General features: G+C 51.3%; 16 protein-coding genes and 1 pseudogene. 15 read left to right on the top strand and 2 right to left on the bottom strand.

Annotated features, from left to right (window positions below; genetic code table 11):
* Window positions 1-3: 3 nt before the first annotated feature.
* Window positions 4-693, bottom strand: coding sequence for a translesion DNA synthesis-associated protein ImuA (gene imuA, locus FIV08_RS11340; RefSeq protein WP_152438378.1), 690 nt, complete (start codon window positions 691-693; stop codon window positions 4-6).
* Between the two features lie 126 nt (window positions 694-819).
* Between imuA and FIV08_RS11335 the strand changes: the two genes are divergently transcribed.
* Window positions 820-1,155 (top strand): 4a-hydroxytetrahydrobiopterin dehydratase, encoded by a 336-nt coding sequence (locus FIV08_RS11335; protein WP_061332708.1) that lies wholly within the window; start codon window positions 820-822, stop codon window positions 1,153-1,155.
* Here the strand turns inward: FIV08_RS11335 and FIV08_RS11330 are convergent.
* Window positions 1,152-2,144 carry an integron integrase gene (locus tag FIV08_RS11330; RefSeq protein WP_152438377.1) on the bottom strand — a complete coding sequence of 331 codons (993 nt, stop codon included), beginning with the start codon at window positions 2,142-2,144 and terminating at the stop codon, window positions 1,152-1,154. The two genes, FIV08_RS11335 and FIV08_RS11330, sit on opposite strands and share 4 nt — an antisense overlap.
* 1,268 nt (window positions 2,145-3,412) lie before the next feature.
* Between FIV08_RS11330 and FIV08_RS11325 the strand changes: the two genes are divergently transcribed.
* The 14 genes and pseudogenes from FIV08_RS11325 to FIV08_RS11265 all read left to right on the top strand — a co-directional run bounded on the left by FIV08_RS11325 (window position 3,413) and on the right by FIV08_RS11265 (window position 13,221).
* Window positions 3,413-3,595 carry a hypothetical protein gene (locus FIV08_RS11325; protein WP_152438376.1) on the top strand — a complete coding sequence of 61 codons (183 nt, stop codon included), beginning with the start codon at window positions 3,413-3,415 and terminating at the stop codon, window positions 3,593-3,595.
* A 50-nt stretch (window positions 3,596-3,645) separates the two neighbouring features.
* The gene (locus FIV08_RS11320) at window positions 3,646-3,876 is read left to right on the top strand and encodes a DUF6429 family protein (RefSeq protein WP_152438375.1); all 231 of its coding nucleotides are present in this window, start codon (window positions 3,646-3,648) and stop codon (window positions 3,874-3,876) included.
* Between the two features lie 146 nt (window positions 3,877-4,022).
* Entirely contained in the window at window positions 4,023-4,376 is a 354-nt protein-coding gene (locus tag FIV08_RS11315; protein WP_072678507.1) for a hypothetical protein, read from the top strand.
* 502 nt (window positions 4,377-4,878) lie between these two features.
* Window positions 4,879-5,280, top strand: coding sequence for a GFA family protein (locus tag FIV08_RS11310; RefSeq protein WP_152438374.1), 402 nt, complete (start codon window positions 4,879-4,881; stop codon window positions 5,278-5,280).
* 874 nt (window positions 5,281-6,154) lie between these two features.
* Window positions 6,155-6,496 carry a hypothetical protein gene (locus FIV08_RS11305; RefSeq protein WP_152438177.1) on the top strand — a complete coding sequence of 114 codons (342 nt, stop codon included), beginning with the start codon at window positions 6,155-6,157 and terminating at the stop codon, window positions 6,494-6,496.
* A gap of 905 nt (window positions 6,497-7,401) precedes the next feature.
* The gene (locus tag FIV08_RS11300) at window positions 7,402-7,869 is read left to right on the top strand and encodes a hypothetical protein (protein ID WP_152438373.1); all 468 of its coding nucleotides are present in this window, start codon (window positions 7,402-7,404) and stop codon (window positions 7,867-7,869) included.
* A gap of 90 nt (window positions 7,870-7,959) precedes the next feature.
* Window positions 7,960-8,420: pseudogene (locus tag FIV08_RS11295) on the top strand (DUF6998 domain-containing protein).
* A 130-nt stretch (window positions 8,421-8,550) separates the two neighbouring features.
* The gene (locus tag FIV08_RS11290; RefSeq protein ID WP_152438372.1) at window positions 8,551-8,817 is read left to right on the top strand and encodes a hypothetical protein; all 267 of its coding nucleotides are present in this window, start codon (window positions 8,551-8,553) and stop codon (window positions 8,815-8,817) included.
* 452 nt (window positions 8,818-9,269) lie between these two features.
* A complete protein-coding gene (locus FIV08_RS11285) occupies window positions 9,270-9,716 on the top strand; it encodes a hypothetical protein (RefSeq protein WP_152438371.1) in 447 nt (148 codons plus the stop codon).
* 405 nt (window positions 9,717-10,121) lie between these two features.
* On the top strand, window positions 10,122-10,508 hold the full coding sequence (locus FIV08_RS11280; RefSeq protein WP_146801514.1) for a RidA family protein: 387 nt from the start codon (window positions 10,122-10,124) through the stop codon (window positions 10,506-10,508).
* A 90-nt stretch (window positions 10,509-10,598) separates the two neighbouring features.
* Entirely contained in the window at window positions 10,599-11,051 is a 453-nt protein-coding gene (locus tag FIV08_RS11275; RefSeq protein WP_152438370.1) for a hypothetical protein, read from the top strand.
* A 233-nt stretch (window positions 11,052-11,284) separates the two neighbouring features.
* Window positions 11,285-11,446 carry a hypothetical protein gene (locus tag FIV08_RS19725; RefSeq protein ID WP_172972272.1) on the top strand — a complete coding sequence of 54 codons (162 nt, stop codon included), beginning with the start codon at window positions 11,285-11,287 and terminating at the stop codon, window positions 11,444-11,446.
* Window positions 11,447-11,536: 90 nt separating this feature from the next.
* Window positions 11,537-12,346 carry a DUF5677 domain-containing protein gene (locus FIV08_RS11270; RefSeq protein ID WP_152438369.1) on the top strand — a complete coding sequence of 270 codons (810 nt, stop codon included), beginning with the start codon at window positions 11,537-11,539 and terminating at the stop codon, window positions 12,344-12,346.
* A gap of 428 nt (window positions 12,347-12,774) precedes the next feature.
* Window positions 12,775-13,221, top strand: a complete 447-nt coding sequence (locus tag FIV08_RS11265) for a hypothetical protein (RefSeq protein WP_152438368.1) — start codon at window positions 12,775-12,777, stop codon at window positions 13,219-13,221.
* Window positions 13,222-13,293 lie beyond the last annotated feature (72 nt).

The following is a 13,293-nucleotide window of genomic DNA, read 5'->3' as shown; positions in this document are numbered from 1 at the left end:
AGCTTACCCTTGCGAGCGGGGCCATGGCCCCTGAACCACACGGGATGAATCCTGAGTGGTGATGTCTGCCCGGTGCCCTAACGCCAGGGAACAACGCTGGCCAGGCCAGCTGCCACGGCGCTTGATGATGTTTACTTTGAGGTCCTGGTGATCCCCTGGCACCAGTTCCAGGCGCAAAGCCGCAGGTGAGTTTTGATCCGCCTGCCGGCGGCTACGGAACAGCACGCACACATTGCCGCCGGCTTCTGATGCCAGCTGTAGCCGCCGGATATCCCGGCTGGCAAGCTTGCCAGGCCAGGCGAGCACCAAACCGGTTACCGGTGAACGCAGGCAGTTTTCAAGTGTCCACAGGAAATCGCCCTGATCGTCTGTGCTGATCACCACCAGATGGTCCAGATTCACGCCTTCCCGGGCCAGGGCAGGGGCATAGGGCGTGTGTGGCGGGTTCAGCCAGAAAACGGTCTTGCCCTGCTCAGACAAGCGCTGCATTAATGGCAAAACAAGGTGCAACTCACCAATGCCGAGGGCATCCAGCAGGCATTCGCTCAACGCGCCCCGGGGCCAACCCAGGCCGCCCAGTTGATTATCCAGAACCTGATAGCCTGTCGGCTCTGCTGGCTGCGTAGTTTTTCTATGCTTGTGGCCCTGCCATACGCGGGCATCCTGCAGAAGACTGCTGAGAAGGTCACTCATGGGGAAATCTCTGAATACTGTTTATATATACAGTATTATTGTGAGGGCGGAATTTCAACTACCCACTTGATAAAACCGCTCACGCCACCCACGCTGGACACAGTAACCAGAAGAGGAGAAATAGCCATGACAAAACTAAGCCAACATGCCTGTGAAGCCTGCCGTTCAGACGCACCGAAAGTGACCGGCCAGGAGAAGCAGGAACTGCTGAGCGTGATCCCAGACTGGGAAGATGTGATGGTGGACGGCGAGGAGCAGCTACGCCGGGTCTTCACCTTCAAGAACTTTGTGGAAGCGCAAGCCTTCACCAACAAAGTGGCGGACCTGGCGGAGGCTGAAAACCATCACCCCGCGATTTTGCTGGAGTGGGGCAAAGCCACCGTGCGCTGGTGGACCCACAAAATCGGCGGTTTGCACAAAAATGATTTCATCATGGCCGCCAGAACAGACGAGCTTTATTAAAAGGCCTCGTCCACCGGGCTGCGCACACCAAAGCCGCCTTTACGGACAACATGGGTGTAGATTTCGGTGGTACGGACATCGGAATGGCCGAGTAGCTTCTGGATGGTGCGAATGTCGTAGCCGGCTTCAAGCAGCCTGGTTGCAAAGCTGTGACGTAGGACGTGACTGTTTGCCTGCTTGTAGATGCCGGCTTCTCGAATGGCCGCCCCAATGGCTCTTTGAACACTGCGATCCAACAGATGGTGTCGACGCAGGGTATTGCTACGTGGATCTTTGGATAGCTTGCCAGCTGGAAACAGGTATTGCCAGGCTGGTTCCTTGGCCGCCTCCGGAAACTTGCGATTTAGTGCAGAGGGCATGTAAACCTCACCATGACCACTGGCCAAATCTTGCTTGTGTTGTACAAGGCAGAGCTCGATCTGTAATTCCAGTGGTTTTAGCAATGACTCCGGGAGCAGGGTTGTTCTGTCCTTATTGCCTTTGCCGCTGCGAACAATAATCTGCTGCATGCCAAAATCAATATCTTTTACTCGAAGCCTCAACACTTCGTTAATCCGGAGTCCTGAGCCATACATCAGGCGTGCCACTAGTTGGGAGGCACCTTCTAGATTGCTTATCACAGCTTTGGCTTCGTCGTGCGTAAACACCGTTGGCAGTCGCCGAGGTTTTCTTGCTAGTTCAAAAGACAACTCATCCAGAGGTTGTTGAAGGAATTCACGAAAAAGAAATACGATGGCATTCAGCGCTGTTCGCTGTGTACTAATACTGCTGTTGCGCTGAACCGCGAGATGAGAGAGAAATTGTTCCACTTCTTTTGTGGCGCAGGTGGAGGGGTGTTGCATGCCATGAAACCGGATAAACCGTTTGATCCAGTGGCAATAGGTTTGTTCGGTTTTGTAGGCCAGGTTCCGGCTTCGAATCAAAGAGCGAAGCTGATCCATGAAGCGGGTTGGGTTCTCTGGTAGCTTTGGTGGTACATCCAGAATCATGCTTATAGCCTCCGTGCTGTTTGGATATACAGTACTCTAAATTTTGATTGGTGTAATTGCACGATGAAAAGTGGTGCTATACGACATCTGTCGCAAAATTTCGTGTTTTTGATATAACGGTCTTACAAACCACTGAAAAATATGGAAGAGTTGGTATCAGTGAAATGCAGATAAGCGAACGAGCTCCTTGCGGGATCAGCGACATTTGACGCATATTTCCCGGCTGGTATTGCTGGTGCCAGATAACTTGTTGTTGACAAAAGAGAAAACTAAGTTGGTGTTTGGGGTTGCTTGTAATAAGCGTATTTTGCATAGATGTCTTTTGTCATTGAATTAGCTGTTATGGGGCTCTCGTATGAGAGATGACATTCCGAAAACTCACACTGAAGTTCTGGCTGCACTCAGTGGTCGCGGAAGTTTGTCGTTCGATATGCCCGCAGCCAGAAAAAAGCAGTTTGCCCTAAACATCCAGAGGCAGAAAAGGTCTCTCATCATGCTTAGGCAAAACACTGGTTGGCTCGGGAAAAAATGGGCACTCATTTACAGTTTTTACGCCGAAGTTTCCCTAATGTGGGTCTCACGAGGTGTACCCAGCATGGGCCATGCCTTTTTGGTATATCAGACAGCGCACCGTGCAATCGAGACCATTGAGGGTGAAGATATTGACGGTGGAATTATCAGGGTTACCTTTGTTGGCCGCCCATAACAAGGCCAGGCACGCGACGCCTACTGCATTGCGGCTTCGCCTCCATTCCGTAGCCGCGCATGCTGGCTGGCGTTAACGGCCAGGCGCTTGTGAGTTTTTTGCTGGTGCGGTGCAAAGGCCTTGGCACCGGGGTTGGCTGCCAAGCCCGCTCACTCTGGTGATCGCCAAGGCCGGAAAATGCGCTGTCTGGTTTGGTTGCCACAATGGCGAGCGGTGTTGGTATTCATGGCGTGCCCCAGTTGTGGGGTCGTCCGTCTCAAACGGTAATCGGGTTGGCGGCTTTTGCGTTCTGGTTCCTTTCGCCATCCGTCGAGTTGGTGCAAGTTGTGCGGGAGAGGGCATGCGGCCTTTGATTCCAGACTCAACCACGGTGGTGAACGGCCATTAACAAGGCGGTCAACCGGACGCCAAAAGCGTACCGCTTTTGGTTCCCTCCGCTGCGCTCCGGCGCCGGTTACCTCAGCGTTAAAAAGTCACTAATCGTACTATGAAAGAGCATGTAATCGAATCTGTCGCAGAAATTCTCCAGCAGTGGAATCCACTAGGAGAAAGCACGTCGTCAATGAGCGACCTCGAGGGTTACAGGTACGAGGCTATGGACATCATCTCCACGGCCTCAATAGCCAAGAAGCCCGTACGGGACGCAGTTGCCCTCGTTTTGACTCAAGCATTCAAAGTTGAGCTGGATTCAGAAGCACTCACCCGCTTCAGTGCGCGTATTGAAAGAGCTATAGCGGAGGTTTAGTTCCTTTCCTAAACTGGTCGCTGGGATTTAGCATAAGTGGGGGTGACACCGTGGAGATCGATGAGAACAAAATCGACGAGACTGTTTTGGCTCTGCTCTACCTGACGTTGCATGATGGTGCTCGCGCATGGAAGTCTTTTGATTGGGATTCGATGAATAGGCTTCACGAAAAAGGATTTATCACTGATCCCGTCAACAAAGCGAAGTCAGTTGTTTTGACAGAGGACGGACTTCAGGCATCAGAGCGACTGTTCAAGCAGCTTTTTTCCAAGAATCCGTAACATTGGTGGGAGTGCTGTTTTAACAATTTGTTTCAGTTTGTTCCGGGCCTACGGCCCTCCACCGGACGCCCTTTTCTCCGCTTCGCTGCAAAAAGGTCGCCGCTGAACAAAAGCGTTATGGCTGTAATCGATAGAGGGTATCTAAAATGACAGATCTGGTAACAACCGTCTCCACCGCTATAAGCTTGGCGACAAGACTCAGAGAAATAAGCAAGAATATTGAAGATGCTGAGTTCAAGAATCTTCTTGCAGATCTGAACCTTGAGCTAGCAGATGCCAAGATGAAGATGGCTGATCTGATATCTGAAAACGCGGAAATGAAAGAAAAATTGGACTCCCTTACGAGCGCCACTGGCGAGTCGTGTCCCAAGTGCAATAATAGGACATTTCAAATTGTATCTACTCGCCCCCATCCGACGTTTGGTGACATGGGCGCTAAGGAAAGAGATTATAAATGTTCTGGCTGTGGGTTCGAAGAATCTAAATTCATCAAGCCATAACAAGGCCAGGCACGGCGACGCCTACTACATTGCGGCTTCGCCTCCATTTCGTAACCGCGCATGCTGGCAGCGTTAATGGCCCGGCTTTTGTGGGTTTTTGGCGGGTGCGGTGCAAAGGCCTTGGCATCAGGTTTGGTGCAAAGCCCGCTCATGCTGGTGATCGCCAAGGCCGGAAAATTCGCTGTCGGGTTTGGTTGCCAAAATAGTCTGCGGTATTGGTATTCATGGCGTGCCCCAGTCTCGGGGCCGTCCGTCTTAAACGGTAATCGGGCCGGCGGCTTTTGCGTTCTGGTCCCTGTCGCATCCGTTGAGTTGGTGCAAGTTGTTCGGGAGAGGGCATGCGGCCTGGGTTTCCAGGCTTAACCATGGTGGTGAACGGCGATTAACCAGGCGGTCAACCGGACGCCAAAAGCGTACCGCTTTTGGTTCCCTCCGCTGCGCTCCGGTGCCGGTTACCTCAGCGTTATGTGCATTTCACCTCTAGGGCACGGAAGAGGTTCTCATGACTGATCATTTCGGTTCTTGTCTGTGCGGCACGGTGAGCTTTCAGGTCAAAGGTGAATTCGATAGCTTCTACCTCTGCCATTGTCGGCATTGCCAAAAAGATACGGGTTCGGCCCATGCGGCAAATTTATTCTCGCATTCTGCTGAATTGGTTTGGCAATCGGGTGCAGATGCCGTGGCTTCCTTTACGCTTCCAGGTACCCGTCATAGCCGGAGCTTTTGTAAGTTGTGTGGTTCAGCATTGCCGAATTCAACAGTCGCGGGTTTAGTCGTTGTCCCCGCAGGGTGTTTGGATTCTCAATTAACGATGTTGCCAACGGCGCACATATTCTCATCCAGCAAAGCCGTTTGGGATGAGCAGTTGGCGGAGGTACCGAAGTTCGAGGGTCTGCCAACGTGAACCATCACATAACCAGTGCATTAAATTCGTTCCGGCCCGATGGGCCTCCACCGGACGCCCTAGTCGGGCGCCGTTTATGCAGGCGTTAACTTAGAGGGGGCATATGGTGGGTGTTGATATCGAAATGGTGGTTTACTACTTTTCGATGCTGTTGGTTGTTGCGGGTTTTTTGTATTTCTCCTACTGCTCCTTAAGGCTTTTTGTTGGTTCCCATCGCCCTGGGAGTAAGCAGATATTTATCTCTCTCATGCTGTATGTCTCATTTTCGGTGCTCTCTGCTTACACTGAGAATTTCATGGTTTTCAACTCGCTAGATCTGATTGTTGCGTGTATAGAAATTGTGGCCTCACTGGCGTTCTTGTCACTCGTAATGGGTTTTAGCAAGCTAACTAAATCTTGCATAGCAAGTGAGAAAAGTTAACAAGTCAATTAAGTACGTTCCCGGCCTTGCGGCCGTCCACCGGACGCCCTAGTCGGGCGCCGCTTATCATTGGCGTTATCTGTTTGGTTTGGCGTAGTTTTTTGTTGGCTGTGTGCCCATTGGTTTCAAAGCGGCGTCATAATCGCAGCAACTCGATCATCGGCATTTTTGGCAACTCCGGTGTTCGCCGCGTGGGGCAATCCGCCAATAACTCGGTTGTGATCTGCTAGTCTGAAGTTCAGGTTCGCTCACCGCATCGACTGTGGTGGATTCATCAAAGTGCATCGGCGGCTGCCGGTGCCAGGGCAGCGCAGTAGGCCGTCATGTTGTTAGCCAGGGAACAGGCATCGCAATTACCCCCAGCTAACCAGTCGCGTCAGTACGCGGCCAAAGGCCGCAGGACGCCCTTGACAGGGCGCCTCTGCGCTCAGCGTTATATGTGCAGAGTGAGCCATGAAGACGTTGCCTGAAAAGATCCAGTGGTACAGAGAACCTGAAGGCAGGAAATGGAAGCGCGTCTGGCATTGTGTGGAATTGTCATTGATCGCGCTATCGGCCATTGCGGTCTCCCTTGTAATGCAGGTTTATGGCGATGGCACGAAAATTCAGTATCCTTTTATTTTTTTGACATTGGTAGTTTCTCTGTCAGCTGCATGTCTGGTGCCATCTGTTTATCAGGTGTCAACGTTCAAGAGATGGCAGATTCAAATTATCATCCTTGGCCTGGGTTGCAGCGTGGGTATCTCGGCGCTAGCGGCTTTCGGTATTCTGGAGCTGCAACATGCCAACATATAACCAGGCCATTAAATTCGCTCCCTTCGGTCGCCGGACGCTCGTTCCTCGCGCCGTTTATGGCGGGCGTTAAAAATCGGGAGAGTATGGGGCATATACGGAAATTCTTTCATGACGCGGCAAGGCTAAAGCCCTACTACAGAGTATGTTCAAATGTAGCCACGGGGTTGGGCGTAGGGATAGGCATCGGCATCTGGTACTTCGCTTTGGTTCCCATCTTAGCCGCTTCGGTAGGAATTGATCTTGCTGGCTCTGCCCAACCTGGCGATCCGACCGCGTTCTTTGCAGGTGCAATGGTTTTGCTGTTGGTAGCGGCGCTAATCGTTTGCGTCCAGGGAGCTTTTTTGTCTCTGGTTTTACTTGGCCGTTTGAGGTTAGCTGAAGTTACTTCGGTAATCTTTCGTTTGCGCTACCCTCGGAGTTGGACCAATTTTTAACAAGTCGCAGCAGTACGCGGCCGATGGCCGCCGGACGCCCTTTCCGTGGCTCCTTCGTCGCCACTCCAAGGTCGCCGCTGTGCTTCGGCGTTATCTGTTTGGTTTGGCGTAATTTTTTGTTGGCTGTGTGCCCATGGGTTTCAAAGCGGCGTCATAATCGCAGCCAAATCGATTATTGGCATTTTTGGCAACACCTGTGTTCGCCGTGCGGGGCAATCCGCCGATAACTCGGTTGTGATCTGCTAGTCTGAGGTTCAGGTTCTTTCACCGCATCGACGGCGGTGATTTCATCAAAGTGCATCGGCGTTTGCCGGTGCCAGGTCAGCGCAGAAGGCCGTCATGTTGTTAGCCAGGGAACAGGCATCGCAATTACCCCCAGCTAACCAGTCGCGTCAGTACGCGGCCAAAGGCCGCAGGACGCCCTGTTCAGGGCGCCTCTGCGCTCAGCGTTAGGCATAGAAGGAAGCCCCTTTGGACGTTCAGGAAATTGCAAAAGTCGAGAAGGAAAAATTTCAAAAATCCCTGGCCGATGTTCGAGATCCACTGTCAGCCCTTTTGCGAACGCATTTGTTCATAGAACAAGGGCTTGAGCGGATTATTCGTGCTCGGCTTCCTCAGCCGGAAAAGCTTCTCACGAAGGCTCGACTGACATTTAATCAAAAATTGCTGCTAGTCGAGTCATTCGAGATTCTTGACGAAAAAACTGTGGCAGGCATCCGGAAACTGAACGACATCCGGAATAATTGTGCTCACCAACTGGAAGCACGCCTCAGCAAAGAAGTAATCGAAAAATTCGGCGACACACAGCGGCCTTGGTTTACAGAAGTAAAGAAAGAGCATCCGGATGATCACGAGGCTTGGCTAGGTAGATTGCTGCCAAGACTCGCGGGGAAGGTTGGTGGCTTTGTGCTTACTGCTGAGCATGGGCCTAACCAATAGTTCCAGTTCGTTCCGGGCCTGACGGCCCTCCACCGGACGCCCTTTTCTCCGCTTCGCTGCAAAAAGGTCGCCGCTGAACAAAAGCGTTAAATGTCTATGATCGATCACGATAAATTCCGTGCCTTGGTCAAGCAGCTCTATGCAACGGTCAATGAGTTGGAAGCCATGTTCCCGGGGAGGCACTTTACCCCGGATGGTCATATGGTTGGCAGTTTGGGTGAATGCCTCGTAGCTGACGCATACAATTTGGAGTTGAAGGCAGCGTCCAACAAAGGTTTTGACGCTGTCACCGAAACCGGCTTAGAAGTTGAGATCAAGGCTACGCAATCCAACTCCGTTGCGTTTCGGAGTCAGCCGCAGCATACGATCATCATCAGATCCTGCGTGACGGCACATTCGAGGAAATCTATAACGGGCCAGGAGCCCTTGTTTGGGAGCAATTCAAAGGTAAACGGCTCCCGAGTAATGGCCAGTTTCAAGTCTCTCTCAACAAACTCCGGCAACTCAATCAAACAGTGGCTCAAGCGGACCGTGTGCCCAGGGCCATTTAACAAGGCGCAGCAGTTCGCGGCCGGTGGCCGCCGGACGCCCTTTCCGTGGCTCCTTCGTAGCCACTCCAAGGTCGCCGCTGTGCTTCAGCGTTATATGGTCAGCCATCGGTCAGTTTTTGGAGAATAATCTTTGAAAGATAGCGCTGCTGAGTCAATAAAAAGCACTCTAGCCCTTGTGGGTATTCTGGCAATTATTTATGCCTTAGTGATTCATTTGCCTCCGTTCTATAGCAGCGAGAAATACGAGTCTGCGTGCGCAGATGCATTCGGTACCTTTTCTTACCGTTGGGTAAATGAAATCTTGTACTGTGAGGCAGATCCAGATAACTGGGTTCGACACCCCGATCCTCCCGTTGCTAGTAAATTCAATATTTGGGGTCAGGAGCTTGGTGATTGATGCCGCATATAACAATTCGCGTCAGTACGCGGCCTATGGCCGCCGGACGTCCCTGACGGGCCGCCGCTGCGCTCCGCGTTAGGAAATTACATGAGAACGGAATCAGTCATGGCCGTCTTACTGGGAATTGGAACGGCCCTGGCAGTTGTAGTTGCGACCTATCAGGTATATGAATTTTCGATGAATGTCTTTGCGGTGTACTCGTTCGAGCCACTGCCAGATAGCACGGAAAAAGTAGTCAGGTACCCCAACCTTCGATGGGATCCACTTGTTTGGGCTTGCCTAGCTACAGCTGTCGCATTCTTTCTCTACCGGCTGTGTCGTGGGGAGATCGCTAAAACCGGTCAACGGGGCGAGCATCGTGATTCCTAACCAGGTGGTCAACGGGACGCCAACTACGCTGCGCTCCGTTGGCGCCCATTACCACTAGCGTTAAGTGTGAAGGGAGTTGCATGAGAAAGTATGAGTACGATGGATCGGTGAAGCAGCAGGCAGATGTCATCTGTTACGCCTTTTCGCCTGACCTATTGGATGCCTCGGAAAAGGAGCTGAAGAGCTTCCTGAAAATGCTCTCCCGACACTTTCCGAAAACTGAAAATGGAGAGGGCGGGTACGAGCCAATGGAGAATCGAGCCCTCCTAGATACCTTCAACTCGGCCCATCGGCATGTCTGTGAACTGATCGCTTCCAAAAGGGCGCAAAAACGGCATCGTTGGTTGTTAGGTGTATCAATAGCCACACTGTTAGTGCTAGTAGCGACTCTAGCCAATACCGTAGCTGTTCAGAACTCAGAGGGCAGTCAAACTTCAAAAACACTTAACCAGTCATTCAAGTACGTTCCGGCCCTGGCGGGCCTCCACCGGACCGGTTTTCCGTTGCACTCCAAACCGGCCGCTTAATATTGGCGTTATAAATTGAGGTAAACCTGATAAATGGTAAAAGCTCGGCTAAAGCTTCACCTTAAAGGTGCATTCTGTCTCATTGGCACCATAGCTTGTGCGATCATTAGCTACATGTTCATCAAGGCAGGATTCAATGAGGTTCATTTTGATAGGGGGTTGAAAAACTTTGGCACCTTTACGTTTGGAGGCTTGTCTTTAACTTTTGGTTTGGGGTTTCTAATCTGTTTTCTCGGCTACCTACACGTGTTACTCGCTCCTTGGCGGATGCAAAGAATGGTGAAGAAAATCAGGAGCGAAAATCGAGCAAATTTATAACAAGTCGCTGTTGCCGGACAATTTTTCCACCGCTGCGCGGCTCCAAAATTGCCGCAAAGCTCTGCGTTATACCTCAAGGAGGAGCATATGAGAAAGCTGGTAAGTTCAGGGTCTCCGTTGGAAGAACCGATTGGGTTTTCCAGAGCATGCAGAGTTGGAAACATGATTTCTGTCTCCGGCACGGCACCCATAGAGAATGGTGAAACTACCTGCGTTGGGGATGTTTATGGGCAGACCAAGTATTGCCTGGAACTGTCTATTCGGGCTATTGAAGAGGCTGGAGGAAAACCGACAGATATAATCAGAACTCGCATCATGCTCACTGACATTTCTCGTTGGGAGGAAGCCGCCAAAGCACATGGTGAGCTATTTTCTGCAATAAGGCCCGCGTGTACGTTTGTTGAAGTAAGCCGCTTCATCAATCTGGACTGGCTCGTAGAAACGGAGATCGATTGTGTCTTGGGTCAGGTATAACAAGGCCAGGCACGCGACGCCTACTGCATTGCGGCTTCGCCTCCATTCCGCAGCCGCGCATGCTGGCTGGCGTTAGAGGTGGTCTTTTAGGTGCAATTCATCAAGCGTTTCTACACCCGTGAGGTAATCTGCTCTGTTTTAGTAGGCAGCGTGCCTTGTGCGTTGATCGCAAAGTACGGAAGCATAGAGGCTGTAATGCTAGCAGCAGATGCTTTAAATCCGTCATGGGCGCTCATGCTCTATTTTATCGGGCTCTTGTTGTTGCCATCTGCAGTCGGGTTTCTCGTCCTTCAAGTGCCCGATGATAGCCTGGAGGACTCCACGCCAAGGACTCGTTTTCAAGATGCAGCCAAAGAGGCCAGTAAGTCATTGCATGGCATCTATCGCTCTGCCGCAGGCTTTTCTGCATTTCTCATGATTCCCGCGGTGATGATTGAGCCAACACTTCCAAATTTCCTTATTTTGGCGATGGCTTTGCTTTTTAGCGTTGGTTGCATCTTTGTTTGTTGTCTCCTGTCCGCATGGGAAGCTAAACAGGGATGACAGTAATCTCTAACAATCGGCTGCACAGCGACCGATTTTCCGCCGCTTCGCGGCTCCAAACCGGCGCGTGAGCCGGGCGTTAGAGCTGACAAACCATGAAGCCCAGAAAGGTTATTTTAGCCACCAACAGACCATACTCTGATCAGTACGAGCCACTGTTGGAAGATTTATTCAACCGGCGCATAGAGTTGTTTTGCGCATGGGGAGCGCATTGTGAGCAGTGGGAGTCGGCAATGGACCTGTTTGCAACGGATACTGATCGTATGGAAGAGCATCATATCACCACTACCAGCCACTCGGATGAGTCACTGGAAGATGTTCAGAACATGGCTAGCATGTGGGTTGTCGAGGGCGGTGGCAGTGGCAGCAATGACGTTGAGATCATCAGGCTCTAACCAGTCGGTCAACCGGACGCCAAAAGCGTACCGCTTTTGGTTCCCTCCGCTGCGTTCCGGCGCCGGTTACCATCAGCGTTAGGCAAAATCATGGCTGAGAAGCAGTCTCAAACCATTGAGGTGTACCGAGCTGCCGCAGATGCGCTCTATGCGGTCAGTGGAATGCTGCTTTTCTCATTCGCCAAACACGATTGTGACACTAAGAACATAATTATCAGGAATTTCGTTGCCCGCTCAGCCATGACGCTTAAAAGCGTTTTTTCTCTTTGGGATAACGGCGACACTCAAAATGCTTGGGTTATTCATCGAGCCTTGGTCGATAGAATGTTTCATTTGCACAGCCTCGGAGTGAATGACGACTTTCAAGCTTTCGATGACTGGTCTTTTTTCGAACAATTTAAGAGCCAAAACCGTGTAAAAAGCGATGCCATCTTTAAGGATCAGGCTGTCGGCTGGGTATATGAAATTAGTGAGGAGAAAAAGGCACGCATCAAAGCCCTCGAAAAAAACAAGCCTAAGTGGCGGCGTCCGAGGGCGGAGGATGTCGCTAAAGATATGGGAATGGAATTTCTTTACAAATACGGCTACGACTATGCCTCAAGTCACGTCCATCCTATGGCCAATGATGGTGAGCAAGACTTTTACACCATTACAAAGCTTCAGCCATCGCCGAGGTTTCCCTCGCAGATCACGGTAATCTCGAACACTATTTTGACCTCTACGCTGATTCTTCAGGATTCATTGAATCACAGCTCTTTTAGCTGGAGGCGAGTGTTATGGGACTTCATAGATAATGTCCGAGCAATGTTGGATAACGGCGATGTCCGCTATCAGGTATCTTTCGAAAAGTTGGCTATTTTATTCAAAGAACACGATTTATGTGAGCCCAACAATGCCTAACAAGACGCTGTTGGCGGACAATTTTTCCACCGCTTCGCGGCTCCAAAATTGCCGCAAAGCTCTGCGTTAAAGGCCTGGCTGTCGTGTTCTTGGGTATGGTGTTTGGCTTCGGTTTCAGTGGTTGCCCGCAGGCGGAAAACAGCCCTCAGTCGGGCAACGGTTTTGGCCGGTAATCTGGTGTAGAGGTCGCGGGGCCATCCGGTTTAACCTCGGACCAAGCCCGCCCACTCAGTGCTCCGGTTCCTGGCGCAATGGGTCAAGTTGGTACAAGGTATCGGGAGCCGGCATTCGGTATTGACTGCCAAAACAAAACAACGGGTAACCGGCCCTTAACCAGTCGGTCAACCGGACGCCAAAAGCGTACCGCTTTTGGTTCCCTCCGCTGCGCTACGGCGCCGGTTACCTCAGCGTTAACTCGTAGATCACCTATGAACTTAATCCTAGAAAAAACGAGCCAAGTAACATTCTTCACAAACATGCGTGAAGTCCTAGAAGCGCTGGGCATCAAGTGTTCTGATTATGATTGGTACGTGAGCGATGTAGAGACCAACGGTTACCCATTTGAAGAGGGTTGGCATTCGGGTGAAGAACTGGAATCTCATATCGTAGGGGGTAATATTCAGTTCATCTGGGCAGTGTTTAGCGCATTTCCCAGAGGAATCAGGACCGAGGTGCACGAGGTCCCCTATGTTGAGGGTAACCCTGATTACTGGGATGGTTCCGACCCAAGGCCTCAGCTTGAAGGAGCGAATTTCGAAATCGCCTGTTGGGACAGCAGCGCAACCATTTTAATAGGCTTGAACTCGAAGCTTGCGAATGCTTTCAAGTCAAAATTTTCAGATGCCGTGGAGCTTAGGCAAGCGGCGAGACAATGAGTTAACAAAAGCAGGCACGGCGACACCCTTTCCATTGCGCCTTCGGCTCCATTCCAAGGGTGCGCATGCTGC

Source organism: Marinobacter sp. THAF197a (assembly GCF_009363275.1).
Lineage (GTDB): Bacteria > Pseudomonadota > Gammaproteobacteria > Pseudomonadales > Oleiphilaceae > Marinobacter.
This window is presented reverse-complemented; position numbering and strand designations above follow the sequence as displayed.

Coding starts and splice junctions, on each gene's coding strand:
- FIV08_RS19725 (WP_172972272.1), top strand. CDS start 11,285: ATGGACCTGTTTGCAACGGATACTGATCGTATGGAAGAGCATCATATC.
- FIV08_RS11305 (WP_152438177.1), top strand. CDS start 6,155: ATGAAGACGTTGCCTGAAAAGATCCAGTGGTACAGAGAACCTGAAGGC.
- FIV08_RS11265 (WP_152438368.1), top strand. CDS start 12,775: ATGAACTTAATCCTAGAAAAAACGAGCCAAGTAACATTCTTCACAAAC.
- FIV08_RS11270 (WP_152438369.1), top strand. CDS start 11,537: ATGGCTGAGAAGCAGTCTCAAACCATTGAGGTGTACCGAGCTGCCGCA.
- FIV08_RS11315 (WP_072678507.1), top strand. CDS start 4,023: ATGACAGATCTGGTAACAACCGTCTCCACCGCTATAAGCTTGGCGACA.
- FIV08_RS11325 (WP_152438376.1), top strand. CDS start 3,413: ATGAGCGACCTCGAGGGTTACAGGTACGAGGCTATGGACATCATCTCC.
- FIV08_RS11335 (WP_061332708.1), top strand. CDS start 820: ATGACAAAACTAAGCCAACATGCCTGTGAAGCCTGCCGTTCAGACGCA.
- FIV08_RS11310 (WP_152438374.1), top strand. CDS start 4,879: ATGACTGATCATTTCGGTTCTTGTCTGTGCGGCACGGTGAGCTTTCAG.
- FIV08_RS11330 (WP_152438377.1), bottom strand. CDS start 2,144: ATGATTCTGGATGTACCACCAAAGCTACCAGAGAACCCAACCCGCTTC.
- imuA (WP_152438378.1), bottom strand. CDS start 693: ATGAGTGACCTTCTCAGCAGTCTTCTGCAGGATGCCCGCGTATGGCAG.
- FIV08_RS11285 (WP_152438371.1), top strand. CDS start 9,270: ATGAGAAAGTATGAGTACGATGGATCGGTGAAGCAGCAGGCAGATGTC.
- FIV08_RS11280 (WP_146801514.1), top strand. CDS start 10,122: ATGAGAAAGCTGGTAAGTTCAGGGTCTCCGTTGGAAGAACCGATTGGG.